Genomic DNA, 26,587 nt, shown 5'->3' with positions numbered 1-26,587 from the left:
GCGGGGCGGCCGGACGGCGGCGGCGGGGGCGTGGCGGGGTGCGCTAGGGCAGGCGGAGGGTGAACCAGACGGTCTTGCCGTTGCCGGAGGCGTGGTGGCCCCACTGGGCGGCGATCTGCTCGACGAGCCACATGCCGCGCCCGTTCTCGCTGTCGGGCCCGGCCTCGCCGCAGCGGGGCAGGTAGCCGCCCGGGTCGGTGACCTGGGCGACGAGGTGGCCCTGGCCCCGGCTCAGGACGAGCTGGATGCCCTGGGGCGTCCCGGGGACGTGCACGACGGCGTTGGTGACGAGCTCGGAGAGCAGCAGGGCCGCGTCGTCGGCGAGCTCGTGCAGGCCCCACTCGGCCAGCAGCGCCCGGGAGAACCGGCGGGCGGCCGCGACGGAGCGCTCCGTCGCCGGGAGGGAGAGGGCCTGGGTGGCACGGCCGGGCGGGGGAACGCCGGGCGGCAGGCCGGGGTGCGGCTGCCGCCGGGAGAGCGGGCCGTGCATGCACAGGGGGATGTGCGGACCCCAGGGAGCGGGGAGCTTCCTGGGGGAGGCGGACCAGAAGGCGACCGCCGGGTCGCCCGTACCGGCGAAGGCGTCAGCCGGGTGCACGGGTCTCGCGGTGTCGCGGATGGCTGCATACATGGGGCTCAGCACAATCGGGATAGCGCGCGGGGCGCCGGATGTGGTTCCCCCCACAGTCGCCTGCTTTTCGCCAGAGGTCTATACCCAGTGGGTCACGGTGGCCGAGCGGAGTGCGATCACCGCAGGTGGGGGCGGGTGGGGGCGGCGCAAATTGCACACCGCCCCCGGAGAACGGCGCCGCTAGTTTCTCGGGCACTCCTTCCAGGCCAGGTGGTAGATGGTGTTGAGGTCGCCGTCGGTGGAGTCCATCGTCATGAAGCTGGTGGTCTTGGACGGGTCGGAGCTGCCCGCGTTGACCCGCAGCTCCGTGTTGATGTTGAAGTTCCGCTTCTCGCCGCAGGGGGCCCAGACCATCGCGGCCACGTCGACGCGGTCGGTGGCCTGCCAGTTGTCCGCGTAGTTGCCGCGGAAGGTGTGGCTGATGGGCGTGGTGACGGACGACCCCTGGAAGTAGTACGAGGCCTTCTCGGTGCCGCTGGCGCCGGGCTCCAGCTTCGCGTAGCCGCGGTAGTCCGCGCTGGCGATGGCGTACGTGAAGCCCTGGGGGACGTGCACGATCAGGTTGAGCTGGCAGTTCTTGCGGAAGTCGGTCGGCTTGGACCCCACGCCCACCTGGGCGAGGTAGTCGCTGTAGGTGACCGTGAAGGCCGTGTTGTCGGGCGCGACGGCCACCGCGGCCGTGCCCGCGGGGCAACCGGAGCCGTTGACCGTGGCGATCTCGATCACGATCTTGTCCGGGGGCGGATTGACGATGATCGACGCGTCGTACGTGGATATCGGTGAGGCGAACAGTGCCGCGAGCGCGGCTCCTGCGATAAGGCCGCCGGGCATGGCTCTCCAATCGGTTGTCCTCGGAATGAGCGACGTCATTTCGGCCGGGATCCCGGAGGACGCCGGACCGGAATGGGTGGGAGCATGGTGCGGTTAGGGCATGGACATGCCATGCCCTTCCTCCCAAGTACCCCTGGGGACGGGAGCGTTCGAATGGTAGGAGGCGCCACCCGAGTGCGCCAGACTTCGCGTAGGACAACCGTTCCCCGGTTCTCGTCAACCGGCGGAAACCCAGGCCAGCGGGGTCGGCGAGCCGTCACAACCCCTCGGCGCCTGTAGACACTTGCTCAATACAGGGAAAACGGCCGCACCGGGCCGCACCCGGAACCGTGAATTCACCCCGGTTTTCCCGGCGCCCGGCGGCGCCCGCGGAAGCGTTCCGGAATTCGGGCGGGCGCCGGGCGTAACCCGGAAGGGAGTCAGGGCGTTCCTCTTAGCCCGGGAAAGGCCTGGCCGAGATGGACACAGAGGAGGGAGATGAGAACCGCGGCCGTGATCACACCCAGGCACCCCAGCACATCGCGCAGGGTGCTCGCGAGCGGGCCCAGCGGATCCGGCGGGGCCGGCAGCGGCGCCGGCGGTGCGGGTGCGGCGGGCGGGACGGCCGCGCGGTCCTCAGGTCTGGGCGGGCTGTGCATGGGGCGGACCCGTGCGCAGGGCCGTGGCGGTGGCCGCGGCGGGAGCGGGAGCCTGACCGGGGGCGGCGGCGGACTGCTGCGCACCGATGCCGTACTGGGCGGCCTGGAGCTCGTACATCGACCGGTACAGGCCGCCCTCGACGGCCATCAGCTCCTCGTGCGTGCCCTTGCCCACCACCCGGCCGTGGTCGAGGACGTAGATGAGGTCGGCCGTGGCCGTCGCCGCGAGCCGGTGGGTGATCAGCAGGACGGTCGTGCCGTCGTCGGTCAGCGTCCGCAGCGACTGGAACGCCTCGGCCTCCGCGCGCGGGTCGAGGGCCGAGGTCGGCTCGTCGACGATGAGCAGGGGCGCGCGGCGGTAGCGCGCGCGGGCGCTGCCCAGGCGCTGCCACTGGCCGCCGGAGATCTGCGTGCCGCGCTCGAAGCCCTTGACCACGAGGCTCTCCCACTGGTGCGGCAGGGACGAGACGACGCCGGTGGCGCCGGCCTCGGCGGCCGCGCGCTCGATGCGGGCCTGCTCCGGGGGCGTTCCGGGGCGGCCGATGTGCACGTTGGCGCGGGCGGTCATGGGCCAGCGCGGGAAGTCCTGGGAGAGGACGGCCACGTGGTCGAAGAGCTGGTCGCGGTCGGCGTCGCGGATCTCGACGCCGTTCCAGTACAGGTGCCCGGAGGTGGGCAGGTACAGCCCCGCGACCAGCTTGGACAGGGTGGTCTTGCCGGAGCCGTTGGCCCCGACCAGGGCGACGACCTTGCCGGGCGGCACGGTCAGGCTCACGTCGCTGAGCGCGGCCGCCGGGGCCCCGGGGTAGCGGAAGGTGACGTTCTCCAGCCGGATCTCCTTCACGCCGTGGGGCAGCGGCGTGCCGCCCGCGGGGATGGCGTGGCGCTCGGCCTCCGTGCAGGCGCGCTCCAGGTCGCCGAGGTACATGGCCTCCTCGTAGAGGCGGTTGGTCTGGGCCACCAGGGCGGTGAGGCTCGCGCCCGCGGCCCGTACGGCGATGACGGCGGTGCCGGCGACGGCGAGCGGCATCCCGCCGGAGGCGAGCAGCAGCCACAGCACGCCGTAGACGGCGAGGGCGGCGCCGCCCGAGAGGGCGGAGGCGGCGCTGCACGTGACCGCCTCGGCGCGGGCGAGGCGCTGCTGTTCCTTCTCGACGGTGGCGGCCATGTCGTCGTAGGCGCCGACGAGCATGCGGCCGGCGTCGTGCACGCGGATCTCGGCGGCGGTGTCGTGGCCGGTGAGGGTGGAGGTGATGACGGAGATGGCGCGCCGGTGCTCGATCCAGGCGTGCCGGGAGGCGTACTGGCGCCGGGCGGTGACGACGGCGCCCCAGCCCTTGGGTGCTGCCACGAGGACGAGCATGAACACGAGGGAGGGGTGCAGCAGCGCGAGCACTCCGGCCGAAGCGGCCAGTCCTACGAGGGCGTTGACGACGGTGACGGAGGACCCGATCATCAGGCGGACCGAGTCGGTGCCGAAGCGGCCGGCGTCGAGCAGGCGGTGGAAGTCCTTGTCCTCCAGCACCGCGAGCTCGACGCGGACCGCGCCGCGGTAGAAGCGGGCGGTGCACACGCGCTCCACCTTCGGTTCCAGCTGTCCGGCGGCCGCCAGGGAGACGGCGGAGAGCAGGGCGGTGGCGGCGGCGACGGAGGTGACCGCCATCAGCGAGGGCAGGGCTTCGCGCAGCCGCGCGGGGGTGGGGCCGGCGGTGAACAGGGCGGTCAGGGCGCGGTTGGCGGCGACCAGCCCGAAGGCGCGCGTCAGGCCCTGGCACAGCTCGGCGCCGAGGAGCGTGCACAGCGCCCGGGGGTCCTCGCTCCAGGCGGCCCGGGCGACGGTGGCGACCATGGCGGGCAGCTGCCGGGCCATCGCCCAGAAGGACAGCCGCAGCAGCGGCCGCTCGTGGGTGACGAAGGCCTTGTCGGGCCGCAAGGCCCCGCCGAACAGCAGGAGTTCGCTCTCCGACACCGGGAACGTGCGCGGCGGACGCCGCGCGAAGGGCGTCACCGTGGCTCCGGTGCGCGGTAGGCTCGCGGGCCGGTCGCGGGCGCGGCGGGTGGCGCGCTGCGGGACGCGGTGGCGTACGCCGCGGGGGACGCGGGGCGGGACATGGAAGCCTCCTGAAGGCGGTGGGGCTGGCCGTCGGGTGCGGGCAGGAGGGCGCTGGTGCTTGGCGGCGAGAGGCGTCGGTGAACCGATCCGTGCCAAGGGCATGGCCGAGGGGCACGCCAAGGCTGCGGTACGCGGCGGCGTGCCGTGGGAGTCGGACTGAGGGTGGTGGACGGGACTCCGGCGGACGGCTGCTCGTCCGGTGCCGTCGGGGTGTCCGCGGCTTTCCGGTGCCCGTTTCCGGACAGGTAGGACTCTAACCGCCCCGGCCCGCGGGAGCCTTCGCCAACCCGCAGTTCCCCGCAGACTGTTCACTCGTTCAGGTATAAATCACCGCGGCTTCGCGGGAGTTGGTACAACGCGGGCCCGGACCCTCGAAGGGGTCCGGGCCCGCGGGCGGAGCAGGGTGCGGTCAGTCCTCGTGCGCGGCGGCGGGGAGCCGGCGCAGCTTCAGCGGGGTGTGCTTCCGGAAGGCGTAGTCGAGCATCTTCGCGGCGTCCGGGTAGCGGTTCACGGCGTCGTTGAGGAGGACGCCGACGACGGTGCGGCCGCCGCGCCGCGCGGCGAACACCAGGCAGGGGCCGGCGGCGGAGGTGGTCCCGGTCTTGACGCCGGTGACGCCGTCGTACGAGCCGAGCAGCTTGTTGGTGTTGTACCAGGTGTAGAGCCGGTTGACGTTCTTGGCCTTCTGCTGGGTGTTCAGCGCTCCGGTGACCGTGCGGAAGGTGCTGTTGCGCAGGGCGTGCAGGGAGAGCCTGGCCAGATCCTGCGGGGTGGAGCGGTTCCTTCCCGCGGAGGAGATGCCGTCGAAGGAGTCGTAGGTGGTGCCGGTCAGCTTCAGCTGCCGGGCCTTGGCGTTCATCTTGGCGACGAAGGACTTCGTGCGGGCCGCCTCGTCGGGTCCGGTGCCGTAGGCGTCGGCGAGGGCGTAGGCCGCGTCGCAGCCGGAGGGGAGCATCAGCGCGTACAGCAGTTGACGTGTCGTCAGCTTGTCGCCGGTGCGGAGGTCGGCCGTGCTGGCCTCGGTCCGCTGGACGTAGTCGCGGTAGGACTGCTTGATCTGGATCTGCCGGTCGAGGTCCGTCCCCGGGGTGTCGAGGACGACGACCGCGGTCATGATCTTCGTGGTGCTGGCCATGGGCCGCTCCACCGTCGCCGCCTTGGCCCACAGGGGGCGCTCGGAGCGGGCGTCCATCAGGTAGGCGCCCTTGGCGCCGACCGAAGGGCCGGGCGCGGCCTGCGCGGCCGGTGCCGGAAGGGCGGCGGCGACCGCCGCGGCCGTCGCCGTCACCGTGGCCGCCAGGGGCGCTCCCCACGCTCCCCGGCGGCGGTCCTGCTCTCCCCCACGTCGCTGCATCAAGGCTCCATTCCTCGGGTGTCGGGTCGGGGCGAGCGGCATCGTCGCACCGGCCCGCACGCGGGAAGAAATCCGAACCCCTCACGGGTGAACGGGACTTCGGAGGCTGACGGGACGCCGGGAGCGGATGTGGTACGAGGAAGAGCCCGCCCGGGTGACCCGGGCGGGCTCTTCCCACCGGCTGCGGTTGCGGGCCGCGCTCAGCCCGCCGGCGCCGCTGCCCGCGCCTTCTCCTCCGGCGTCCCGGCCCGCGGGGCCAGGAGCCGCTCGGCGAAGTGGCCGAAGAGGAGGCCGAAGCCCGTCCACAGCAGGAGCTGCATGGCGAGGGCCGAGAGGCGGAACTTCCAGAGCAGGCCCGCCGGGAAGTCGTCGGGCAGTTCGTTGACCGACGGCAGGAACGCGTACGCGAGGCCGACCGCGACCACGAAGGCCGCGCCCGCCGCGACCGTGGCGTTCCAGTTGCCGAGGCGGGGCGCGAGGCGCTTGCCGAGGATGACCGTGCCGACCGCCAGCAGGACGCTGAGCGCGATCATCAGGAAGTACAGCGCGGTGCGCTTGCCGATCGTGTCGGGGTCGCCGACGGACGGCGGGTTGGCCGGGTACTTCAGGAACGGCACGAGGTAGACGGCGATGAGCGCGCCGAGCGAGACCAGCGCGGCCGTGGCCCGGGGGCCGAAGCGGCCGATCCGGCCCAGTGCCGTGCAGAAGGCCAGTGAGGCGATGCCGCCCAGGGCGACGCCGTACACGAGGATGCCGGTGGCCAGCCCGGCCGTGGACTGCAGGGTGCGGCTGACCGGCTCCTCACCCCCGCCGTGGTCGTGGCTGTGCGCCTCCTCGAAGGAGATGGCCGCGTCCACATGGGGCTCGCCGAGCAGATAGGCGACGATGAGGGCCAGGACGCCCGCGGCGAGGCCCGCGAGCATGCCGCGGACGAGCAGGGCTCTGACGGAGATCGAGTTCACGGTGGTACCCCCGGCCGGTCGTCAGTGGCAGGGGAAGCCGAGCAGGTGGCGTCCGTCGTGGACCCACTCGTGGACGTTCTCACCGGAGACGAGGGAGGTGGCACCCTGCTCGGCGCCGACGAAGTACAGCAGGACCAGCATGAGGACGCCGGCGAAGAGCGCCCACGGAGCGATCTCCTTCAGCGAGATGGGCGCTACCGCGGGTATGGCGGTGGACGCAGCGGGGGCGGGGGCGGCTGACTGAGCCATGGCGAAACCTCCTGGGAAAACACGCGTCCCAATAGTCGGGGCCTAGGACGACAGTGCGGGGTCTGACTTCCCTGCGGGCGTTCCGCCGGGTACACAGTGGCGCGACCGTGCCGGGTTCTCACCGGACTTCCGTCACACCGTCGTCGTTGCCACGCGACCGTACCGCGCACCGGTGGCCCGCGCCACGGCGTACGGATGCGCACCCCGGCGCGCGGCTCCGGCAGTGTCCGTGATCTGCTGATTCGCGGCGGACACCGCCCGCCCGCAGACCCGTTGGCGAAAGGGGACGACGACACCCATGACCGTCCGTGTGATGCTGATCTCACCGGCCGCCGTCGCCGTGCGCGAGGCCCGGTTCGGGGACGACGGCCCGCTCGACGCGGCGGGGCTGCGCCGCACGCGGGCGGCCGGGCGGCTGCCCGCGGCGGGCCGGGTGCTGACCGCGCCGTCCCCCCGCTGCCGGCAGACCGCGGAGGCCCTGGGCGCGGAGGCCGCCCGCGCCGAGCCCGCGCTCAGTGACCTCGACGCGGGCCGCTGGCGGGGGCGCGGGCTGGCGGAGGTCGGCGCGTCCGAACCGGAGGCGGTCGCCGCCTGGCTGACGGACCCGGACGCGGCGCCGCACGGCGGCGAGTCGGTCCGCGACGCGGTCGCCCGGGTCGGGAGGTGGCTGGACGGCCTGGAGGACGGCAGGGTCCTGGCCGTCGCCGCCCCGGCGGTGATCCGCGCCGCGGTCGTCCACGGCCTGGCGCTGCCGGCGCAGTCGTTCTGGCGCCTCGACGTCCAGCCCCTGTCCCTGACCGAACTGACGGGCCGCGGCGGCCGCTGGAACCTGCGCTGCGGCGTTCCGCTGACGCAGGGGCAGGAAGAGCCGCCGGGCGGGACGGCCGGCGACCGAGGTCACCCCACCTCGCCTGCGGGAACCCAAAGTTCTTAGGCTAGCCTTACCTTATGACTGTCTCGCAAGTGGGCCCCCCGGAGGTGCAGCCCGCCGCCCAACAGGCCCCCGCGGGGCGCCTGCACGGCAACCGGGCCTTCCTGACCGCCTCGGCCGCACTCGTGCTGGCGGTCCTCGTGCTGTCCGCCCTGTCGCTGTCCGTCGGGGCGGGCGAGGTCGGGGCCGGGGACGTACTGGACTACGTCCTCGGGCGGCACGGGGCGCGGGACAGCTCCCGCCTGTCGCTGGTCGTGGGCGACCTGCGGCTGCCCCGCACGCTCACCGCGCTGGCCGTCGGCGCCGCCCTCGGCACGGCCGGCTGCCTGCTCCAGGCCGTCACCCGCAACCCCCTGGCCGAGACGGGCCTGCTCGGCGTCAACGCGGGCGCGTCGCTCGGCGTCGTCGTCGGCATCGCCTTCCTCGGCGTGCACAGCGGCTACGGCTATCTGCTGTGGGCGTTCGGCGGCGCCGTCCTCGCCAGCGCGCTGGTGCTGCTCATCGCCAACCGCCGCGGCGGCGGCTCCCCGATGCGGCTGGTGCTCGCCGGGTCCGCGCTGGGTGCCACCTTCGGCGGCATCACCAGCGTGCTCATCGTGAACTCCGCCGAGACCTACGACCGCTTCCGCTTCTGGGTCCTCGGCTCGCTCGCGGGCGTCGAGGGCTTCACCAAGCTGACGAGCCTCGCCCCCGTCCTGGCAGCCGGCTTCGCCGTGGCGCTGCTCATCGCCCGCCCGCTGTCGGCCCTCGCCCTCGGCGACGACCTCGCCAAGGGGCTCGGCCACCGGCCCGGCGTCATCCGCGTCGTCGTGGCCGTCGCCGTCACCCTGCTCACCGCGGCGTCGGTGGCCCTCGTCGGCCCCATCTCCTTCCTCGGCCTGCTCGCCGGATTCCTCGCGCGGGCCGTCACCGGGCCCCGCCTGACGGCGCAGCTCCTCCTCGCCGGCCTCATCGGCGCGGGCGTGCTCACCGGCTCCGACGTCCTGGCCCGCGTGGTCTCCCGCCCGTTCGAGGCGCCCGTCTCCGTGATCATCGCGCTCTTCGGCGCCCCCGTCCTCATCGGCATCGTCCGCTCCCGGCGGATGGCCTCCATGGGCATGACCGACCCCGCCGCCGACGAGAGCCCGCAGGGCGGCCGCGCGGCGGCCGTCCGGGCGCCCCTCCCCGCCGGCCGCGACAGCCTCGTCGTCCGCACCGGCTCCCTGTCGCTGCTCGTGCCGCGCCGCGCCGCCGTCGCCGCGTTCGCCCTCGCCGCCCTGCTCGTCGGCGCCGTCGTGCTGTCCGCGTACGCCGGGCAGAGCCAGATGGGCCTGAGCCGTACGTTCGGCGCCGTCTTCGGGTCGGGCGACCGCTTCGACGTCCTGCTCGTGCAGAAGTTCCGGCTCGGCCGGATCGTGGCCGGGCTGGCCGCGGGCGCGGCCCTCGGGCTCGCCGGCTGCCTGACGCAGACCCTCGCCCGCAACCGGCTCGCCACGCCCGAACTGCTCGGCGTCAACGACGGCGCCACCGCCGCGGTCCTGCTGTCGGCGACGCTCAGCGGCACGTTCGGCGCCTGGTGGGCCGGGCCGCTCGGCGCGCTCGCCGCCGTCCTCGTCGTCACCGCCGTCTCCGGCGGCCTCGGGCAGCGCGGCTACCGCGTCCTCGTCGTCGGCCTCGCCATGTCGGCGCTCGCCTCGGCGGTCACCCAGGTCGTCCTCTCGCGCCGCTCCCTGAACTCGGCCAGCTCGCTGTACGTGTGGACGTCCGGCAGCCTCAACGGCCGCAGCTACTCCGTGGCCGTCCCCGTCCTCATCGGCCTCGCCGTGCTCGTGCCGCTCGCCCTCATCGTCACCCGCCACCTCAACGTGCTGCGGTTCGACGACTCCACCGCGGCGTCGCTCGGCGTCGCGCCGGGGCGGGTGCGGCTGGTGTGCATGCTGATCGCGGTCGGCCTCGCGGGCCTCGCGGTCGGCATCTGCGGCCCGGTCGGCTTCGTCGCCCTCGCCTCCCCCGTGATCGCGGGACGGCTGGCGGGGCCGCTGCGGGTGCCGGTGCTCGGCTCGATGCTGGTCGGCGCGGCGCTGGTCGTCCTGGCGGACACCGTGGGGCGGATCGCCCTCGACGGGGCCGAGATCCCCGTCGGGATCGTCACGACGGTGCTCGGCGGGCCGTTCCTGCTGTGGGTGCTGCTGGGACGGTCGGCGGCGACGCGGGTGTAGTCGCCGCCCCGCCGCTCGGTCATTCACCCGTGGTTTCGCCTGCCTGAGACAAGGAAGCCCATGGAACTGCAGAGCCCTGCCCTCCGCGAGCTCGACGCCGCCGTGCGTCACGGCATACCCGACGCCCTCGGCGTCTTCTGGCGGCACGCCGCCACCGCCGGCACCCCCCTGGTGGAGCCGGACCCCGACGGCGACCCGGCCTGGCGGCTCGTCACCTTCCTGTGGCGCGACGACCCCGCCCGGCCCGCCACGGACGTGCTGGCCCTCCTCCACACCGTCACCGACAAGGACCGGCACGCGGGGAACCTCGCGCCGCACCTCATGCGCAAGGTGGGCGGCACCGACGTGTGGGCCATCAGCCACCGGCTGCGCGCCGACCACCGGGCCTCGTACCAGTTCTTCGTGGCCCGCGGCCCGCGCGAGGACACGCTGCGCGCGGACCGCCGCTCGTGGCTGCGCGTCCTGGACGCGGCCGAGCCCGACCCGCTCAGCACGCGCCCGCAGTTGCCCTCGCGCGACGGGCGCAACCCGTCCTCGGTGCTGGAGCTCCCGGACGCGCCCGCCCAGGAGTGGGCCGCCCCCCGCCCCGGCACGGCCCGCGGCGAGCGGACCGACGCCGTCGTCGACGGACGGCGCGTCCACGTGCACCTGCCCGCCGGGCACCGGGCGGACGGCGGCCCGTACCCCGTCGTCGTGCTCCTGGACGGCGAGATGTGGGGGCCGGTCCTGGACTTCGGCACCGCGCTCGACAACCTGTACGCGGACGAGCGCATGCCGCCGGCCGTCACGCTGATGGTGGACACCATGGGCCGCGCGCGCCGCATGGAGGACCTCAGTTGCAGCGAGGAGTTCGTCGACTGGCTGGCGGACGTCCTGCTGCCGTGGGCCGCGCGGACGTACGGGGCGTCGGACGACCCGGCGCGCACGGCCGTCGCGGGCCAGAGCGCGGGCGGGCTCACGGCCGCGTTCGCGGCGTTCCGCCGGCCGGAGCGGTTCGGCAACGCCCTGTCCCAGTCAGGCTCCTTCTGGTGGCCGGACGGGACGGAGTTCGACAGCGGCAGCGAGTGGCTGACCCGGCAGTTCGCGGTGGAAGGGAAGCGGCCGGTGCGGATCCGGCTGGAGGTGGGCCTCCAGGAGTGGATGCTCCTCCCGCAGAACCGCCACCTGCGCAACGTGCTGGAGGCGCGCGGCTACGACGTCGCCTACGGCGAGTTCAACGGCGGGCACGATTACGCGTGCTGGCGCGGGGGGCTGGCGGCGGGGCTGGCGGCCCTGCTGGGCGGGCCCCGCTAACTTCTTCTGTTGCACTGCGGGCCGGGACCGACGCATCGGCGTCGGTCCCGGCCCGCAGTGCAACAGAAGGCCCGTCAAGCGGCAACGGCCCCCTCCTCCTGGGGCTCGTCGTCGAACGGCGGCGGGCCGGGGGCCTCCTTCGGCATCCGGAGGGCGCACAGGGCGCCGAGGGCGACCAGGCCCGCCGTGACCAGGATCGCCGCCCGGTACGGGCCCGGGTCCGTGTCCTGGGCGTGCGAACCGCCGCCCGCGGCGATCACCGCGGCCGTCGCCGCGATGCCCAGCGCGCCGCCGAGCGTGCGGACGATGGTGAACAGGCCCATCGCCTGGCCCATGGCCGGCGGCGGGACGTCCGCGAAGCCGGCGATCTGGACGGTGAGGACGGCCGTGCCGAGCACGAGGCCGACGCAGAACATCAGCGCCCGCACCGCCCACGCGCTCTCCGCGACGCCCGGCACGGCCAGCGCGGCGAAGACGCCCGTGGCCAGCAGCAGGGCGGGCACCGCGAGGAGGCGCGGGCCGAGCTTCAGCATCAGCCGGTCGGCGACCTGGGAGGCCAGCATCAGACCGAGCGCCTCGGGGAAGACGCTCAGGCCCGCGTCCAAGGCCGAGGCCCCGAGCGCCGCCTGGTAGAGCAGCGGGAACGCGAAGAGGACGCCCATGAGGCCGGCCGAGGTGAGCAGGGCGAGCACCGTGGCGGAGGCGAACACCTTGTCGGCGAGCAGCCGCAGCTCCAGGAGCGGGTTCTTCGCCCGCAGCTGGTGCGCGCACCCGGCGACGAGCAGGGCCAGCCCGAGCGGGCCGGCCACGGCGACGGACGGCGAGGTCCAGCCGTGCGCGGGGCCGAAGCCGAGCGCGTAGGTGAGCAGGCCGAGCGCGGGGGTGGCGAGCAGGAAGCCGGGGACATCGAACGGGGCAGCGCCGCCCTCGGTGTTCTCCTTGTCCTCGCGCAGCCCGGCCACGCCCAGCAGCACCGCGGCCGCGCCGATCGGCACGTTGACGAAGAACAGCCAGTGCCAGGAGAAGTGCTCGGTGAGGAAGCCGCCGAGCGGCGGGCCGAGGGCGGGCATCAGGGCCGTCGGCACGATGAGCACCTTCGACAGCTTCATCCGCTCGTGCGGCGGGAAGGCGCGGAAGAGCAGCGTCATGCCGACCGGGGTGAGCAGGCCGCCCGCGATGCCCTGCACGACGCGCGCGAGGACCAGCGCGGTGAGGCCCTGGGAGAGCCCGCAGGCGGCCGACGCCGCGGTGAAGACGGCGAGGGAGCCGAGGAAGACGCGTTTGGTGCCGAAGCGGTCGCCGAGCCAGCCCGCGACGGGCAGGGCGACGGCGAGGGCCACCAGGAAGGCGACCTCCACGGTGTTGGCGGCGGAGATCGGCTCGCCGAAGTCCCGGGCGATGGTGAGGAGCGCCGGGTTGACGATGGTGGAGTCGAGGCCGTTCATGCACATCGCCGCCGTGTACACGATCACGACGGCGACGCGCGGGTTGATGCCCTTCACCCCTGGGCCGCCGGGGTCAGGTCGGTCCAGTGCTCGGTGATCCAGTCCAGGGCCTGCTGCCGCTCGCAGGGGCCGTGGACGGCGGTCCAGCCGTCCGGTACGGCGGCGAAACCCGGCCAGAGGCTGTGCCGGCCTTCGGCGTTGACGAGGACGTGAAAGGGTCCGTCGCCGTCGAAGGGGTTGGCGGGTGCGTCGCTCATGGGGTCAGTTCTCCAGGTTCTGCAGGCGGTCGGCGATCACGCTCGCGATGTGCGCGATCGGTTCGGGCAGGGTCATGTCCTTGTGCGAGCACTTGACGTCCGTGTTGTCGATGCGCCCGGTCACGTACGGGGTCCAGGTCCCGGGGGTGAGCTCGTCGTCGATGGTGTCGACGGTGGCGCGGAAGAAGAGGACGTCGCCCTCGTAGACGCGGTGGTCGAAGGCGCGCACGAGGTGGTTGGTGTTGAGGTAGGTGCGGTTGAGGGCCTCGATGGTGGCGTCGTCGAGGCTGGCCAGCGGGGAGCCCTCGCGGCGCAGCACCTCGGTGACGTGGGCGAGTTCGAAGGGCTTGCCTTCCAGGCTGTCCGGTCCGTAGCCGCCCATGGCGAGGAGCGCTTCGAGGGCTTCGGCCTGGTCGGGGACGGGCAGCTCGCGGAAGCCCTCGGCGGGGTAGGCGTCGAGGATGGCGAGCAGTCCGACTTCGTGGCCGAGGTCTTGCAGGCGGGTGGCCATGGCCTGGGCGATGATGCCGCCGGTGGACCAGCCCAGCAGGCGGTACGGGCCGTCGGGCTGGACTTCGCGGAGCCGGTCGACGTAGTGGGCGGCGAGCTCTTCGAGGGTCTGCGGCAGCGGTTGTGCGGCGGTGGCGGGGCCGACGCCCTGGGCCTGCATGCCGTAGATGGGCACGTCGGCGGGGAGGTGGCGGATGAGGCCCGCGTAGCACCAGCTGAGGCCGCCGGCGGGGTGGACGCAGTACAGCGGCGCCTTGTCGCCCTCGCGTGCCGGGCGCAGCGGCAGCAGGACGTCGAGGGCGTCGGTCCGCCGGGAGGCTTCGACGGCCGCGTCGAGGGCGGCGACGGTGGGGGCCTGGAAGATGGTGCCGATGCCGACGTCGGCGCCGAGGGCGTCCTTGACGCGTCCGGCGAGGCGCACGGCGAGCAGGGAGTGGCCGCCGAGGTCGAAGAAGTTGTCGTCGACGCCGACGCGGGGCAGGCCCAGGACGTCGGCGAAGATCGCGCAGAGCTGTTCCTCGCGGGGGCCGCGGGGTGCGCGGCCTTCGGTGACGGCGGAGGCGAGGTCGGGGGTGGGGAGGGCCTTGCGGTCGAGCTTGCCGTTGGCGGTGAGCGGCAGCCGGTCGAGGAGGACGACGGCCGAGGGCACCATGTGGACGGGGAGGCCGCCGGCGGCGTGCTCGCGCAGCGCGGCCGGGGTGGTCTCGCGGGCGGGGACGGCGTAGGCGACGAGGCGCTTGTCGCCGGGGGTGTCCTCGCGGACGACGACGGCCGCGTCGGCGACGTCGGGGTGGTCGGCGAGGACGCCTTCGATCTCGCCGAGTTCGATGCGGAAGCCGCGGATCTTGACCTGGTGGTCGGCGCGGCCGAAGTAGTCGAGGTTGCCGTCGGGGCGGCGGCGGGCGAGGTCGCCGGAGCGGTACATGCGGGTGCCGCTCTCGCCGAAGAGGGCGGCGTACGGGTCGGCGACGAAACGTTCCGCCGTGAGGGCGTGGCGGCCGAGGTAGCCGCGGGCGAGGCCTTCGCCCGCGACGTACATCTCGCCGGTGACGCCGGGCGGCACGGGTTGCAGGTACGGGTCGAGGACGTAGACGCGCAGGTCGGGGATGTTGACGCCGATGGTGCTGGAGGCGCCGGCGGCGGCCTTCTCCCGGTCGAGGGCGATGTACGAGACGTGCACGGTCGTCTCGGTGATGCCGTACATGTTGACGAGCGTGGGCGCGTTCTCGTCATGGCGCTCGTACCAGTCGGCGAGGCGCGCGAGTTCGAGGGCTTCGCCGCCGAAGACGACGTAGCGCAGGGCCAGATCGCTGCCGGGGTACTCCTTCTCAGCGGCCATGAGCTGGTAGAAGGCCGACGGCGTCTGGTTGAGGACAGTGACGGACTCGGCGGCGAGCAGGCGCAGGAAGGCGGCCGGGTCGCGGCTGACGAGGTGCGGCACGACGACGAGGCGGCCGCCGTGCAGCAGGGCGCCCCACATCTCCCACACGGAGAAGTCGAAGGCGTAGGAGTGGAAGAGCGTCCAGACGTCGGTGTGGTCGAAGCCGAACCACTGGTCGGTGGCGGTGAAGAGCCGGACGACGTTGTGGTGGGTGACGGGGACGCCCTTGGGGCGGCCGGTGGAGCCCGAGGTGTAGATGACGTAGGCGACGTCGTCGGGGCGCACGGGCCGGACGCGCTCGTCCGGGGCGAGGTCGGCGCTCGCGTACGCGTCGGCGCCGGTGCCGTCGACGAGGACGACCGGCAGGTCGTGCGCCGGGATGCGGGCCGCGGTCGCGCTGTCGGTGACGACGGCGGCGGGTGCGGCGTCCTGGAGCATGTACGCCAGGCGGTCGGCCGGGTAGTCGGGGTCCATCGGGAGGTAGGCGGCGCCGGCCTTGGCGACGGCCAGCAGGCCGGTGACCAGCTCCAGGGAGCGCGGCAGGGCGAGCGCGACGATCGAGCCGGGGCCGATGCCGCGGGCGGCCAGCAGCCGGGCGAGGCGGTTGGCGCGCGCGGACAGCTCCGCGTAGTCGAGGGACGCGCCCTCGCAGGTGACGGCCGTGCGGTCCGGGTGGCGGCGGGCGGCGTCCTCGTAGAGCTCCACGAGGGTCTGCTTGGAGGGCTCGGGGGCCGGGGTGCCGGTGTTCCACTCGACGAGCAGCCGGTGGCGCTCGTCGTCGCCGAGCAGCGGCAGCCGGCCGATGGGCGCGCCGGGGTCGGCGGCGGCCGCGGCCAGCAGGCGGGCCAGGTGCGCGGAGAGGCGCTCGGCGGTGGCGCGGTCGAAGAGGTCGGTGCGGAACTCCAGGAAGCCGGCGATGCCGCCGCCGGGCTGCTCCCCCGCGTTCAGGGTGAGGTCGAACTTGGCGGTGCCGGACGGGGTGGCCGCCATCGCGGCGGTCAGGTCCGGGCCCATGGCGAAGGCGGCGTCGGGCAGGGACTGCCAGGCGAGCATCACCTGGAAGAGGGGGTGCCGGGCCAGCGAGCGCGGCGGGTTGAGCTCCTCGACGAGCCGGTCGAAGGGCAGGTCGCCGTGCTCGTACGCGCCGAGGGTGGCGGTGCGGACGCGCCCGAGGAGGGTGCGGAAGTCCGGGTCGCCGGAGGTGTCCGCGCGCAGCACGAGGGTGTTGACGAAGAAGCCGACGAGGCCGGCGGTCGCGTCGTCGTCGCGCCCGGCCACGGGGGTGCCCAGCGGGATGTCGGTGCCGCAGCCGTACCGGGTCAGGAGGGCGGCGAGGGCGGCCTGGACGACCATGAAGACACTGGTGCCGGTGGTGCGGGCGAGCGCCTCGACGGCGGCGTGCGCGTCGGCGCCGAGGTGGAAGGGGACGGTGTCGCCCGCAGAGGAGGCGACGGCGGGGCGCGGCCGGTCGGTGGGGAGTTCGAGCTGGTCGGGCAGGCCGGCGAGGGCCTGCTTCCAGTGCTCCAGCTGCCGGGCGGCGAGCAGGGTGGGGGCATCGGCGGCGCCGAGGAGTTGCTGCTGCCAGGCGGTGTGGTCGGCGTACTGGACGGGCAGGGGCGCGAGGTCGGGCGCGCGGCCGGCGGTACGGGCGGTGTAGGCGGCGGCGAGGTCGCGGGCGAGGGGCGTGGTGGAGGCGCCGTCTCCGGCGATGTGGTGCAGGAGGAGGAGCAGGGTGTGCTCGGCGCCCCCGTCCGTGAACAGGGTGACGCGCAGGGGCGGTTCGGCGGCGAGGTCGAAGCAGTGCCGGACGGCGGCAGTGACGTCGGCGGTGAGCGGGGCGGTGTGGAGCTCGGGGTAGGCCGCGTCGGCCGTCAGGATCCGCTGGTAGGGCTCGTTGTCAGTGGCCGGGTATACGGTCCGGAGTGTTTCGTGACGCTCGGTGAGGTCCCGGAGGGCGAGGCGGAGTGCGTCCTGGTCCAGGGGGCCGGTGAGGGTGAGGAGCAGGGGGATGTTGTACGTGGGGCTGGGGCCTTCGAGCCGGTGCATGAACCACAGCCGCTTCTGGGCCGGGGAGAGCGGCATCCGCTCGGTGCGGGGTACGGGCACGAGGGCGGGGCGCTCGGCGGCGTCCCCGCCGGGGACGCCGCTCAGGAGGGCGGCGAGGGCGGCGGGGGTGGGGTTGCGGAAGACGTCGGCGAGGCCGAAGCCCTCGTCGTGGGTCTCGCGGATGCGGGCGGCGAGGCGGCCGGCGAGCAGCGAGTGGCCGCCCAGCGCGAAGAAGTCGGCGTCGGGGGACGCCGGGGCGTCCAGGCCGAGCACGTCCTGGAAGAGGCCGCAAAGTGCGGCTTCCCGCGGGGTGCGGGGCTCGCGGGCGGCCGGGCCCGCGGTGGGCTCCGGGTCGGGCAGGGCGCGGTGGTCGAGCTTGTCGTTGGCGGTGCGGGGCAGGGCGTCCAGGGCGAGGATCGCGGCGGGCACCATATGGGCGGGCAGTTGCCCGGCGAGGTGGGCGCGCAGGGCCTCCGTGTCGAGGTCCGCGGCGGCGGTGCCCTCGGCGGGGACGGCGTAGCCGAGGAGGCGCTTGCCGTGGGCGGTGTCGCGGGCGATGACCGCGGCCCGGGAGACCGCGGGGTGGGCGGCCAGCGCGGCCTGGATCTCGCCGAGTTCGATGCGGAAGCCGCGGATCTTGACCTGGTCGTCGGCGCGGCCGAGGAATTCGAGGGTGCCGTCGGCGCGGCGGCGCACCAGGTCCCCCGTGCGGTACATGGCGGCGCCGGGGTCGCCGTGGAGGGCGCCGAAGGGGTCGGCGGTGAAGCGCTCGGCAGTGAGGTCGGGGCGGCCGAGGTAGCCGCGGGCCAGGCAGGCGCCGGCGATGTAGAGCTCGCCGGTGACGCCGTCGGGCGCCGGGCGGAGGGAGTTGTCGAGGACGTAGGCGCGTGAGCCCCGGACGGGTCTGCCCTGCGGGGTGCCGTCCTCTCCGGGCAGCCAGTAGTAGGCGTCGACGGTGGTCTCGGTGGGGCCGTAGAGGTTGACGGGGCTCAGGCCCTCGGTTGCGGCGAGGCGGTGCCAGAGCGGGTCGGGCACGGTCTCGCCGCCCACGACGACGACGGCCGGGCGGTGCCGGCCCGGATCCAGCAGGCCTTCGGCGAGGAGGGCTTCGGCGTAGGAGGGGGTGACGTCGAGGTAGTCGAGGCGCTCGTCGTGGACGTAGGCGGCGAGAGCCGCGGGGTCGCGGTAGCCCGCGTCGTCCAGCAGGTGCAGCTCGTGGCCGTGCACGAGCCAGATCAGCGGGTCCCAGGAGGCGTCGAAGGCGAAGGAGGCGCTGTGGCCGATGCGCAGGCGGTCGCGGCCGGTGCGGGCGGTGGCGCGGGCGACGTGGTCGCTGCCGTGCCCGGCGTGGAGGTTGGCCAGTGAGGCGTGGGTGACGACGACGCCCTTGGGGCGGCCGGTGGAGCCGGAGGTGTGGATGATGTACGCGTCCTGACGGAGCGCGGGCGCGGCGGGTGCGGTCGCGGGGCGGGCCTCGATGCGGGCGCGGGTGGCCGGGTCGTCCAGGAGCAGGACGGGCACGCCGTGCGGGGGCAGTGCGCGGACGGCGTCGGCGGTGCCGACGAGGCAGCCGGGGCGCGCGTCGTCGAGGACGGCGGTGATGCGCTGGGCGGGGTGGCCGAGGTCGAGGGGCTGGCAGACGCCGCCGGCCTTGAGGACGGCGAACAGGGCCACGACGGTGGCCGCGCTGCGGGGCAGGGCCAGGGCGACCGGTGTGCCGGGCGTGACGCCGGCGGCGGCGAGCTCGTGGGCCAGGCGGTTGGCGGCAGCTTCGAGCTCGGCGAAGGTGAGGGTCTCGCCGGCGCTGCGGACGGCGACGGCGTCCGGCGTCCGGGCCGCCTGCGCGGCGAACAGCTCGGGCAGGGTGTGTTCGGCGGGCGGCTCAGTGCGCCCGGCGGTGGCCCGGCGGATCGTTTCGGCATCCAGCAGGTCGAGGCTGCCGACGGGGCGCTCCGGGTCGTCGGCCAGGAGCGCGGCGAACGCGTCGAGGTAGCGCAGGAAGGCCGCTTCGTGGGCGGCGAGCTCCTCGGCGGTGTAGCGGCCGGGGTTGGCGTCGAGACCGACGACGAGGGAGTCGCCGGGCCCGGGGGTGACGGTGACGGCGAGGTCGTCGACGGGGCCTGCGGCGAGGTTGCGGACGGTGCCGGGCAGGCCCGCGAAGTCCAGGTCGCCGTCCTCGAACGGCTTGATGTTGACCATCGGGCCGAAGAGCGGCTGCTCGCTGCCGGAGAGGCCGAGGTCGCGGCGCAGCTCCTCCAGGCGGTAGCGCTGGTGGCGGCCGGCGGCGCGGGCGCCGAGGACGGCGCGCTTGAGGAGCGCGGCGCCGGAGTCGTGGGGCCGGACGGCGAGGCGCAGCGGCATGACGTTGACGGTCATGGCGGGGGTGCGGAGGGCCTCGGCGCTGCGCCGGTTCTTCTGCGGCAGGCCCAGGAGGACGTCCTGGGCGCCGGATATGCGGTGCACGTAGCCGGCACTGGCGGCCATGACGAGGTCGGCCCAGGTGCTTCCGGGCCGGGCGTGTGCGGCCGCCTCGGCCAGGCGGCTGCGGGTGCCGCCGGGGAGGGTGGTGAGGCGTCGCAGGACGGTGGTCGCGGGTGCGGCGGGGCGGGCGGAGAGCGAGGCGGGCTCGGGCCGGTCGGCGAAGGTCTCGCGCCAGTAGTCGCGGTCGGTGGCGTGCCGGGCGCTCGCGCGGTAGGCGGCTTCCTCGTCGGCCAGGGCGCGCAGGGGGGCGAAGCCGGAGGCGGCGGGCTCCTCGCCGGCGGTGAGGGCGGTGTAGACCTCGGCGACGCGGCGGCCGATGAGCGTGAGGGCGTACGCGTCGACGGCGAAGTGGTGGACGCGCTGGTACCACCAGTGCAGTTCGGCGTCGACGCGGAAGAGGGCCTGGGTGACGAGGGGGCCTCGGGTGAGGTCGACGGGGCGGTCGAGGTCGGCGCGCATCCACGCCTCGGCCTCGGCGCGCGAGTCGGCGGCGGTGCGCAGGTCGATCCGGTGGAGCGTCAGTTCCTGCCCGGTGGCGAGGCGCTGGGCGGGGACGGCGTTCTCGTCGGCCGGGTCGGCGGGCACGGCGACGAGGGAGAGGGTCTCGGCCTCGGCGGCGGTGCGGAGCAGGGCTCGCTCGAAGAGCTCCTCGTCCAGGGGGCCCCGGATCTCCACGCAGTCACCCGTGTTGTAGACGGGGTTGTCAGGGGCGAGTTCCTGGGCGTACAGGATTCCGGCCTGGGCGGCGAGCAGCGGCAGCTCGGCCTGAGCGGTCTCGGCCTCGTGGTGACGCATGGCGTGGGGACTCCCGTTGTAGGACAGCGATCTGGCCACACCGGTACCCCCCGGTATGTCAGCTTAGGTAAGCCTAAGCTATTTTCGGCCTATCCGTGAGAGTCTCCCACCCCAGCGTGCGGACGGAACAGGAGCACCGAACATGACCGCGGCCGAAGGCCTCAAAGCAGACCTGCGCGAGCGCGTACTCGCCCACCGCGACGACCTCCTGTCGCTGAGCCGGCGCATCCACGCGCACCCCGAGACGGCCTTCGCCGAGCACCGCGCCGCCGGCTGGTGCGCCGACTTCCTGCGCGGGCACGGCTTCGACGTCACCGCGCCCGCGTACGGCCTCGACACGGCCTTCGCCGCGACCACGGGCAGCGGGCCCGTGACGGTGGCCGTCGTCTGCGAGTACGACGCGCTGCCCGGCCTCGGGCACGCCTGCGGCCACAACCTGATCGCCGCGGCCGGCCTCGGAGCGGCCCTCGCCCTCGCCCCGCACGCGGACGAACTGGGCCTGACCGTACGGGTCCTGGGCACGCCCGCCGAGGAGCGCGGCGCGGGCAAGGCGCTGATGCTGGAGGCGGGCGCCTTCGACGGGGCCGACGCCGCGATGATGGTGCACCCGTGCCCGTTCGAGGTCGCCGAGTTCCGCTCGTTCGCGCTCGGCACGCTCTCCGTCGCGTACACCGGCAAGGCCGCCCACCCGAGCCTCAACCCGCACGAGGGCCGCAACGCCGCCGACGCGCTCACCGTCGCCCAGGTCGCCCTCGGGCTGCTGCGCCAGCAGCTGCCGCCGCAGTGGAAGGTGCACGGGGTGACGACGGGCGCGGGCACGGCGCCCAACCTGATCCCCGACCGGGCCACGGCCGAGTACGAGATCCGCACGTCGGCCGCGGAGGACCTGCGGGAGCTGCGCGAGCGCGTCGAGGCCTGCTTCCGCGCGGGCGCCCTCGCCACGGGCTGCGAGGTCGAACTGACCCGCCCCGAGCCGGACTACCTCGACTTCCGCACCGACGCGGAGCTCATCGCGCTCTGGCAGGACAACGCCCGCGCACTGGGCCGGCCGGAGCCGCTCCAGCGGGACGCGTTCGCCTGCACGGACATGGGGAACGTCTCGCACGCCGTGCCGTCGATCCATCCGGTGCTCGACATCACCGGGGGTGTCTGCGGGCCGCACGAGGCGGAGTTCGCCGCCGCGGCGGTTTCGCCCCGCGGCGAGCAAGCGCTCCTCGACGGGGCGGTCGGGATGGCCTGGACGGCCGCGGACTTCGCCGCAGCACGCCGCTGAAGCGCCGCGTGGGGGACGTGCCTTCCGGCCCGTCCCCCACGAAGAATCGTTACTTGAGCGCCTTCACGATGTCGTCCACGACGACGCCGCTCGCGATCGGGCCGCCGCGGGTCGACCAGACCGAACCGTCCACCGTCACGGCGTGGTTCTTCTTGACCGCGTTCAGGTCCTTGTACGCCGGCTTCTCCTGGACGTCCTTCAGCGCCTTCTCACCGTCGGAGGTGAGGGTCGACAGGAACAGCCAGTCGCCGTCGATCTCGTTGATCTTCTCCAGGCTGAGCGCCGGGGTGTGGGCGTTGCCGTCCTTGTCCTGGTTCTTGGGCCGCTTGAGGCCCATGTCCAGGGCGACGCCGCTGGCGAACTGCTTCTTCTCCATCCAGCTGGGGCCGTCCGGGTTCCAGCGGACGATGCTGACCTCGGCGCCCTTGTTGCCGCCCAGGCCCTCGCCGGCCTTCTTGGCCTTGGCCTCGTAGTCGCTGATGACCTTGTTGGTCTCGTTCATCTTGTTCAGGGCGTTGCCGATGCCCCGGAAGGAGAGCTTCCAGTCATCGGTCGGGGCCATGGTGACCAGCGTGGCCGGCGTGATCTCGCGCAGCTGCTTCAGCATCTGCTCGTCCTGCATGTCACCGGCCAGGATGAGGTCGGGCTTGGCGGCGACGACCTTGTCCATCACCGGCTGCAGCAGGTTGCCGACGACGTTGATGTCCTTGACCTTGTCGGCGAGGTAGGCCGGCGGCTTGCTCAGGCCCTGGCCGTTGGTGATGCCGACCGGCTTGATGCCGAGCGCGAGCACCGCGTCCAGGTCCTCCTGGGTGAGCGTCACGATGCGCTTGGGGTTGGCCGGGACCTTCACCGCGGTGCCGGTCGCGTCCTTGACCGTACGGGTGCCGCCGCTCGCCTCGGAGGCGTTGTCCGACTTCTTGTCCGAGCCCTTGCCGGAGTCGGAGCCACAGCCGGTGACCAGCAGCGCGGCCGCCCCCACAGCGGCGAGCACCTGCACCGCGCGGCGCGGGGCGAAGGGGAGGAGGCGGGTGGGTGTGGTCATCGAATGCTCCGGGCGTGGTGAAGAAGAGGGGGATGGAAAAGAAAGGACAAAGGGACGGCAGGAAGCACGAGGAACCCCTCGCACCCACCCGCAATAGACATTAGGTTAGCCTTACCTTAAAGCTCTCCCCCCGGGAGGGTCCACAAAAGAACCGGCGATCTTCTGGAAAGGCCCGCCCGTGGAGCTCCGCGTCGAACAGCTCGTCGCCGGTTACCCCGGCCACCGCGCCGTGGCAGGGGTCGACCTGACGATCCCTTCCGGCCAGGTCGTCGCGATCGTCGGGCCCAACGGCTGCGGCAAGTCCACGCTGCTGCGCTCCGTCGCCCGGCTCCACCAGCCCGAGTCGGGCCGGGTGTACGCGGGCGACGCCGACATCTGGCAGCTGAAGCAGCGCCGGGCGGCACACCGCATCGCCCTCCTCCCCCAGGCACCGCTGGCCCCCGAGGGCGTCACCGTCGCCGGGCTCGTGCGCTACGGACGCCACCCGCACCAGGGCCTGTTCCGCCAGTGGTCGCGCGACGACGAGCGGGCCGTGGCGGAGGCGCTGCGCGCCACCGGCGTCGACGGCCTCGCCGACCGCCGGCTCGACCAGCTCTCCGGCGGCCAGCGCCAGCGCTGCTGGCTCGCGATGGTCCTCGCCCAGGAGACGCCGGTCGTCCTCCTCGACGAGCCGACCAGCGCCCTCGACATCGGCCACGCCGTCGAGGTCCTCGACCTCGTGCGCGAGGTGGCCCTGGCCGGGCGCACGGTCGTGATGGTCCTGCACGACCTCGCGAGCGCCGCCCGCTACGCCGACGGCATCGTCGCCATGAAGGACGGCCGCGTCGTCGCCCACGGCGCCCCGCGCGACGTCGTCGACACCGCCCTCGTGCGCGAGCTCTACGGCATCGAGGCCGACATCCTGGAGGCCCCCGCCGACGGCTCCCCCGTCGTCGTCCCGGCCCGCCGCGCGCCGGTGGCGGCGACCGCGGCCGCGGCCGTCTCGTAGGCCGGGCGCGCCGTCCGTCAGAATCCGGCCGCGTACCGCCAGAAGTCCCGCATCAGGGCGGGCGGCGTCGGCCCCGTCATCAGCACCTGCGTGAGCAGGATCGCGACCAGCCCGGTCGACGGCACGAGGTGCGCGGCCGTCCCCGTGCCGCCGACCCAGCCGTAGCGGCCGGGCACGTTCCAGGGCTCGGCCGCCGTGATGTCGACCGAGCCGCCGAACCCCCAGCCCTGCCCCTCCAGGAACAGCGCGGCGCCCTCGCGCTGGGCCGGCGTCAGGTGGTCGGTGGTCATCTGCCGTACCGCCACGGGCGACAGCAGCCGCTGCCCGCCGGGCGCGGTGCCCCCCGCGAGGAGCATCCGGGCGAAGGCGTGCAGGTCCCCGGCGGTGGAGACGAGGCCGCCGCCCGCGGCCGGGAACGCGGGCGGGCGGCTCCACTCCCCGTCAGGAGGGTCCACCGGCTCCGGGCCGCCCTCGCCGCCCTCCGGGGCGGGCCGGTAGAGGGACGTGAACCGGCCGAGGTCCGCGGCCGGAACGAAGAATCCCGTGTCGGCCATGCCCAGCGGCCCGAAGAGCCGCTCGGCCAGGAAGGCGGGCAGGGAGCGGCCCGCGACCCTGGCGATGAGCACGCCCAGGATGTCGGAGCAGGTCTGGTAGAGCCAGGCCTCCCCCGGCTGGTGCAGCATCGGGATGCGGGCCAGGTCCGCCAGCCACGCGTCCGGCACCGGGGCCTGCTGCGGGGCCAGGAGGTGCCGGTGCGCCTCCTGGTGCAGGAGCACGACCGCCGGCAGCGAGAAGTCGGCCGGGAAGCCGTAGCCCGCACGGAAGGTGAGCAGGTCGTCGACGGTGATGGGGCGGGCGGCCGGGACCACGTCGTCGACGGCCGCGCCCGGCGTACGGACGACCACCGGCGACGCGAGCTCCGGCAGCCACTGCTTCACCGGGTCGCCCAGCGCCATCCGGCCGTCCTCGATCAGCATCATGGCGGCCGCGGCGATCAGGGGCTTGGTCAGCGACGCGATGCGGAACAGCGAGTCCTGCGCGAGGGGCGCGCTGCCCGGGCCCCCGGCCGAGCCGATGGCTTCCGCTTCGGTGCGGTCGCCACGCGCGACCAGCGCCACCGCGCCGGGCAGCGCACCGCCGCTGACGTACGGCCGGAGGACCTCGCGCAGGCCCGTCACGATCCCGCCGCGGGCCCGGCCGTCCGGAGCGGGGTGATCTGCTCGATGTCGTAGCGGACGCGCAGCTCCGCGATGGCCTCCAGATCGACGGGCGGGCCCGCCTCCAGGATCTCGAAGAGCTCCTCGAAATAGCGCTCGTGGTCGGGTGGCGGCGAGGCCTGGAAGAACATCCGCACCGGCTCCGACGTCGGGTTGGCGAAGGCGTGCGGGCAGCCCGGCGGGACGAGGATCACCGTGCCCGGAGTGGCCCGTGCGTACCGCTGGCCGGCCGCCGAGCGCCACTCCCGCCAGTGGTCCGGCGTCCGCACGAGCGGCTCGAAGGCGAGCACGTCCAGCTCGCCCTCCAGGACGTAGAAGAGCTCCTCGCTGCGGGTGTGCAGGTGCGCACCGACGTCGAAGCCGGGCGGGACGACGACTTCGAAGCTGGAGGCCGCGCGCGAGTGCTCCCCCGTGACCTTGAAGGTGACCTGCTGGGCCGGGCTGACGAGGGTGCGGCCCCCGCCGGGTGGCACGACGAGACCGTCCTGGGCGGAGATCAGGGTCATCGCGGCGGTCCTTCCCGGCAGCGCTCCACGGCGTGGCGGAACCACGGCGTCCGACATTCCGTAGATTTCCCGTTCGGACCGCGCGGCACCCCTGCCCTCACCCGTACGGGTCACACCTCGCGGGACAGCCGCTCCACGAGTCCGGGGTCGGGCTGCGGCACCTCGCCGAAGTCCGCGTCGTCGCCGGCGACCGTGAGGCGGTTGACGACGCTCTCCAGCGCGGCGGGCAGATGGGGCGTCAGGCCGCTGTGCCACTGCACGAGCAGTTCGTGGCGGGCCGCGTCGGACAGCAGCTTGCGGCGGCCGGCCGGCCGGGGCGCGGGCCGCGGCGGCTCCTGCGGGTCGTGGGCGGCCTGGGCGCGCCAGAACGCGGCGTCGCGGAACTCTCCGTTGCGGCGGTGCGAGAGGTGGAGGCAGTACGCGGCGGTCCGGCTGCCGCCGCCGGCGGCGAACTGCCACCAGAACTCGGCAGCCCCGGTGTGCCCGGCGACGTGCAGCAGGCAGGCGAAGACGAGGGCGCCTTCGGGGTCGATGCCCCGGTCGTCCGCGAACCGTTCGAGGCTGGCCGCCGCCTCGGCGGCGTTGATCACCAGCACGCAGGCGAGGTCGAGCTCGTGCCCGGCCTCGTCGCGGGCGCTGGGGCCGCCGGCCGGGGCGGCCCTCTCCGGCCTGCGGCGGTCCGGCCGGCGCCGGCTCTCGAACGCCACGGCGATGGCGCGGGCGTCCGAGGTGAGCACGGCTTCGATGACGTCACCGTCGGTGTCGTGGCTGTGCGGCATTACTTCCCCCTGCCGGAGTGCTGGACTCCTGATCCGGATAATCCGGAGTGCTGGACCTCTAATGCGGACAAGGCCGCGGAGACCTTGCGTTTGGCGTGGCCGATGAGGGAGCGCACGGCCGCCCGGTCGACGCCCAGCAGGTCCGCGACCTGGCCCACGCTGTAGCCGATCACCAGGTGGAGGACGAGGGCGTCGCACTGCCGCTCGGGCAGCCGGGCTATCGCCGCGTACAGCGCGATGCGGCTCTCCAGGAGGCGGAACCGCTCCGCGCGGTCCGGGCCCGGGGCGTGCGCCGCGCGGTGGAAGGCGGCCGTCGCCAGCGCCGTGTCGCGGCGGTGCCGGGCCAGCCGGCCGGCGACGTGCTCCTTGAGAAGCGACCAGGCGTAGGAGTCGGCGGAGGGCCGGCGCAGGGCGTGCGGCCACTGGACGCACAGCCGGTCGAAGGCGGCCTCCGTGATGTCCGCGGCGGCCTCGGCGTCCCCGGTGTGCAGGAAGGCGTAGGCGCCCCATTTTCGTTCGTGCAGTTCGCGGAAGGCCATGAAGGCGATCTCCATCCGGCGCTCGGCCGGGAGTGCGGTCCCGGGGGGCGCGGGCGTCCGACCGCTGTCCGTCATGGGCGCCTCTCGTCGTGTGTCCCGCTGCTTCTTCTGCGTGCTTCCAATGA

19 protein-coding genes are annotated in these 26,587 nt (G+C 74.2%); 5 read left to right on the top strand and 14 right to left on the bottom strand.

Features of this window, described 5'->3' with window-relative positions; all coding sequences use genetic code 11:
• Nucleotides 1–43 precede the first annotated feature (43 nt).
• The 6 genes from PS271_RS25915 to PS271_RS25890 form a co-directional block, all read right to left on the bottom strand.
• Complete coding sequence (locus tag PS271_RS25915; RefSeq protein ID WP_398385065.1) at nt 44–631, bottom strand: ATP-binding protein; 588 nt, start codon at nt 629–631, stop codon at nt 44–46.
• 180 nt (nt 632–811) lie between these two features.
• Nucleotides 812–1,462: a DUF4360 domain-containing protein gene (locus PS271_RS25910; protein ID WP_356275492.1), complete on the bottom strand. Its 651-nt coding sequence runs from the start codon at nt 1,460–1,462 to the stop codon at nt 812–814.
• A gap of 615 nt (nt 1,463–2,077) precedes the next feature.
• On the bottom strand, nt 2,078–4,108 hold the full coding sequence (locus PS271_RS25905) for an ABC transporter ATP-binding protein (RefSeq protein WP_398385062.1): 2,031 nt from the start codon (nt 4,106–4,108) through the stop codon (nt 2,078–2,080).
• A 514-nt stretch (nt 4,109–4,622) separates the two neighbouring features.
• Nucleotides 4,623–5,567 (bottom strand): D-alanyl-D-alanine carboxypeptidase family protein, encoded by a 945-nt coding sequence (locus PS271_RS25900; RefSeq protein WP_398385061.1) that lies wholly within the window; start codon nt 5,565–5,567, stop codon nt 4,623–4,625.
• Between the two features lie 200 nt (nt 5,568–5,767).
• On the bottom strand, nt 5,768–6,529 hold the full coding sequence (locus PS271_RS25895; RefSeq protein WP_398385059.1) for a CbtA family protein: 762 nt from the start codon (nt 6,527–6,529) through the stop codon (nt 5,768–5,770).
• 21 nt (nt 6,530–6,550) lie between these two features.
• A complete protein-coding gene (locus tag PS271_RS25890; protein WP_398385058.1) occupies nt 6,551–6,778 on the bottom strand; it encodes a CbtB domain-containing protein in 228 nt (75 codons plus the stop codon).
• A 298-nt stretch (nt 6,779–7,076) separates the two neighbouring features.
• Here PS271_RS25890 and PS271_RS25885 point away from each other — a divergent pair, with 298 nt between their 5' ends.
• The 3 genes from PS271_RS25885 to fes are packed head-to-tail and all read left to right on the top strand — an operon-like array spanning nt 7,077 to nt 11,200.
• Nucleotides 7,077–7,712 (top strand): histidine phosphatase family protein, encoded by a 636-nt coding sequence (locus PS271_RS25885; RefSeq protein ID WP_398385056.1) that lies wholly within the window; start codon nt 7,077–7,079, stop codon nt 7,710–7,712.
• A gap of 14 nt (nt 7,713–7,726) precedes the next feature.
• The gene (fhuB, locus tag PS271_RS25880; protein WP_398385055.1) at nt 7,727–9,907 is read left to right on the top strand and encodes a Fe(3+)-hydroxamate ABC transporter permease FhuB; all 2,181 of its coding nucleotides are present in this window, start codon (nt 7,727–7,729) and stop codon (nt 9,905–9,907) included.
• 60 nt (nt 9,908–9,967) lie between these two features.
• Complete coding sequence (gene fes, locus PS271_RS25875) at nt 9,968–11,200, top strand: enterochelin esterase (RefSeq protein WP_398385054.1); 1,233 nt, start codon at nt 9,968–9,970, stop codon at nt 11,198–11,200.
• Between the two features lie 74 nt (nt 11,201–11,274).
• On the opposite strand, the gene PS271_RS25870 is transcribed toward fes, so the two are convergent.
• The 3 genes from PS271_RS25870 to PS271_RS25860 are packed head-to-tail and all read right to left on the bottom strand — an operon-like array spanning nt 11,275 to nt 20,115.
• Complete coding sequence (locus PS271_RS25870) at nt 11,275–12,651, bottom strand: DHA2 family efflux MFS transporter permease subunit (protein ID WP_398387060.1); 1,377 nt, start codon at nt 12,649–12,651, stop codon at nt 11,275–11,277.
• A gap of 47 nt (nt 12,652–12,698) precedes the next feature.
• A complete protein-coding gene (locus PS271_RS25865; RefSeq protein ID WP_398385053.1) occupies nt 12,699–12,902 on the bottom strand; it encodes an MbtH family protein in 204 nt (67 codons plus the stop codon).
• 4 nt (nt 12,903–12,906) lie between these two features.
• Nucleotides 12,907–20,115 (bottom strand): non-ribosomal peptide synthetase, encoded by a 7,209-nt coding sequence (locus tag PS271_RS25860; RefSeq protein ID WP_398385052.1) that lies wholly within the window; start codon nt 20,113–20,115, stop codon nt 12,907–12,909.
• 142 nt (nt 20,116–20,257) lie between these two features.
• On the opposite strand from PS271_RS25860, the gene PS271_RS25855 reads away from it, so the two are divergent.
• Nucleotides 20,258–21,388 (top strand): amidohydrolase, encoded by a 1,131-nt coding sequence (locus tag PS271_RS25855; RefSeq protein WP_398385050.1) that lies wholly within the window; start codon nt 20,258–20,260, stop codon nt 21,386–21,388.
• 49 nt (nt 21,389–21,437) lie between these two features.
• On the opposite strand, the gene PS271_RS25850 is transcribed toward PS271_RS25855, so the two are convergent.
• Nucleotides 21,438–22,433, bottom strand: a complete 996-nt coding sequence (locus PS271_RS25850; protein WP_398385049.1) for an ABC transporter substrate-binding protein — start codon at nt 22,431–22,433, stop codon at nt 21,438–21,440.
• 178 nt (nt 22,434–22,611) lie between these two features.
• On the opposite strand from PS271_RS25850, the gene PS271_RS25845 reads away from it, so the two are divergent.
• Nucleotides 22,612–23,421, top strand: coding sequence for an ABC transporter ATP-binding protein (locus PS271_RS25845; RefSeq protein ID WP_398385047.1), 810 nt, complete (start codon nt 22,612–22,614; stop codon nt 23,419–23,421).
• 17 nt (nt 23,422–23,438) lie between these two features.
• On the opposite strand, the gene PS271_RS25840 is transcribed toward PS271_RS25845, so the two are convergent.
• From PS271_RS25840 to PS271_RS25825, 4 genes are all read right to left on the bottom strand, one after another.
• Nucleotides 23,439–24,599: a serine hydrolase domain-containing protein gene (locus PS271_RS25840; RefSeq protein WP_398385046.1), complete on the bottom strand. Its 1,161-nt coding sequence runs from the start codon at nt 24,597–24,599 to the stop codon at nt 23,439–23,441.
• Nucleotides 24,596–25,144: a cupin domain-containing protein gene (locus tag PS271_RS25835; RefSeq protein WP_398385045.1), complete on the bottom strand. Its 549-nt coding sequence runs from the start codon at nt 25,142–25,144 to the stop codon at nt 24,596–24,598. Before PS271_RS25835 ends, PS271_RS25840 begins: the two co-directional genes overlap by 4 nt.
• A 110-nt stretch (nt 25,145–25,254) precedes the next feature.
• Nucleotides 25,255–25,923, bottom strand: coding sequence for a hypothetical protein (locus PS271_RS25830; protein ID WP_398385044.1), 669 nt, complete (start codon nt 25,921–25,923; stop codon nt 25,255–25,257).
• Nucleotides 25,923–26,537, bottom strand: a complete 615-nt coding sequence (locus PS271_RS25825) for an RNA polymerase sigma factor (RefSeq protein ID WP_398385043.1) — start codon at nt 26,535–26,537, stop codon at nt 25,923–25,925. The genes PS271_RS25830 and PS271_RS25825 overlap by 1 nt, the downstream gene beginning before the upstream one ends.
• Nucleotides 26,538–26,587: the final 50 nt, after the last annotated feature.

Source organism: Streptomyces sp. SCA2-17 (assembly GCF_044336695.1).
Note: the sequence above shows the minus strand (reverse complement) of the source record. Positions and strands in the feature narration are given on the sequence as shown.

What these genes read in the sequence shown, in the direction of transcription:
- PS271_RS25915 (WP_398385065.1), bottom strand. Translation starts at nt 631, where the DNA reads ATGTATGCAGCCATCCGCGACACCGCGAGACCCGTGCACCCGGCTGAC.
- PS271_RS25910 (WP_356275492.1), bottom strand. Translation starts at nt 1,462, where the DNA reads ATGCCCGGCGGCCTTATCGCAGGAGCCGCGCTCGCGGCACTGTTCGCC.
- PS271_RS25900 (WP_398385061.1), bottom strand. Translation starts at nt 5,567, where the DNA reads ATGCAGCGACGTGGGGGAGAGCAGGACCGCCGCCGGGGAGCGTGGGGA.
- PS271_RS25890 (WP_398385058.1), bottom strand. Translation starts at nt 6,778, where the DNA reads ATGGCTCAGTCAGCCGCCCCCGCCCCCGCTGCGTCCACCGCCATACCC.
- PS271_RS25885 (WP_398385056.1), top strand. Translation starts at nt 7,077, where the DNA reads ATGACCGTCCGTGTGATGCTGATCTCACCGGCCGCCGTCGCCGTGCGC.
- fhuB (WP_398385055.1), top strand. Translation starts at nt 7,727, where the DNA reads ATGACTGTCTCGCAAGTGGGCCCCCCGGAGGTGCAGCCCGCCGCCCAA.
- fes (WP_398385054.1), top strand. Translation starts at nt 9,968, where the DNA reads ATGGAACTGCAGAGCCCTGCCCTCCGCGAGCTCGACGCCGCCGTGCGT.
- PS271_RS25870 (WP_398387060.1), bottom strand. Translation starts at nt 12,651, where the DNA reads ATGTGCATGAACGGCCTCGACTCCACCATCGTCAACCCGGCGCTCCTC.
- PS271_RS25865 (WP_398385053.1), bottom strand. Translation starts at nt 12,902, where the DNA reads ATGAGCGACGCACCCGCCAACCCCTTCGACGGCGACGGACCCTTTCAC.
- PS271_RS25860 (WP_398385052.1), bottom strand. Translation starts at nt 20,115, where the DNA reads ATGCGTCACCACGAGGCCGAGACCGCTCAGGCCGAGCTGCCGCTGCTC.
- PS271_RS25855 (WP_398385050.1), top strand. Translation starts at nt 20,258, where the DNA reads ATGACCGCGGCCGAAGGCCTCAAAGCAGACCTGCGCGAGCGCGTACTC.
- PS271_RS25850 (WP_398385049.1), bottom strand. Translation starts at nt 22,433, where the DNA reads ATGACCACACCCACCCGCCTCCTCCCCTTCGCCCCGCGCCGCGCGGTG.
- PS271_RS25835 (WP_398385045.1), bottom strand. Translation starts at nt 25,144, where the DNA reads ATGACCCTGATCTCCGCCCAGGACGGTCTCGTCGTGCCACCCGGCGGG.
- PS271_RS25830 (WP_398385044.1), bottom strand. Translation starts at nt 25,923, where the DNA reads ATGCCGCACAGCCACGACACCGACGGTGACGTCATCGAAGCCGTGCTC.
- PS271_RS25825 (WP_398385043.1), bottom strand. Translation starts at nt 26,537, where the DNA reads ATGACGGACAGCGGTCGGACGCCCGCGCCCCCCGGGACCGCACTCCCG.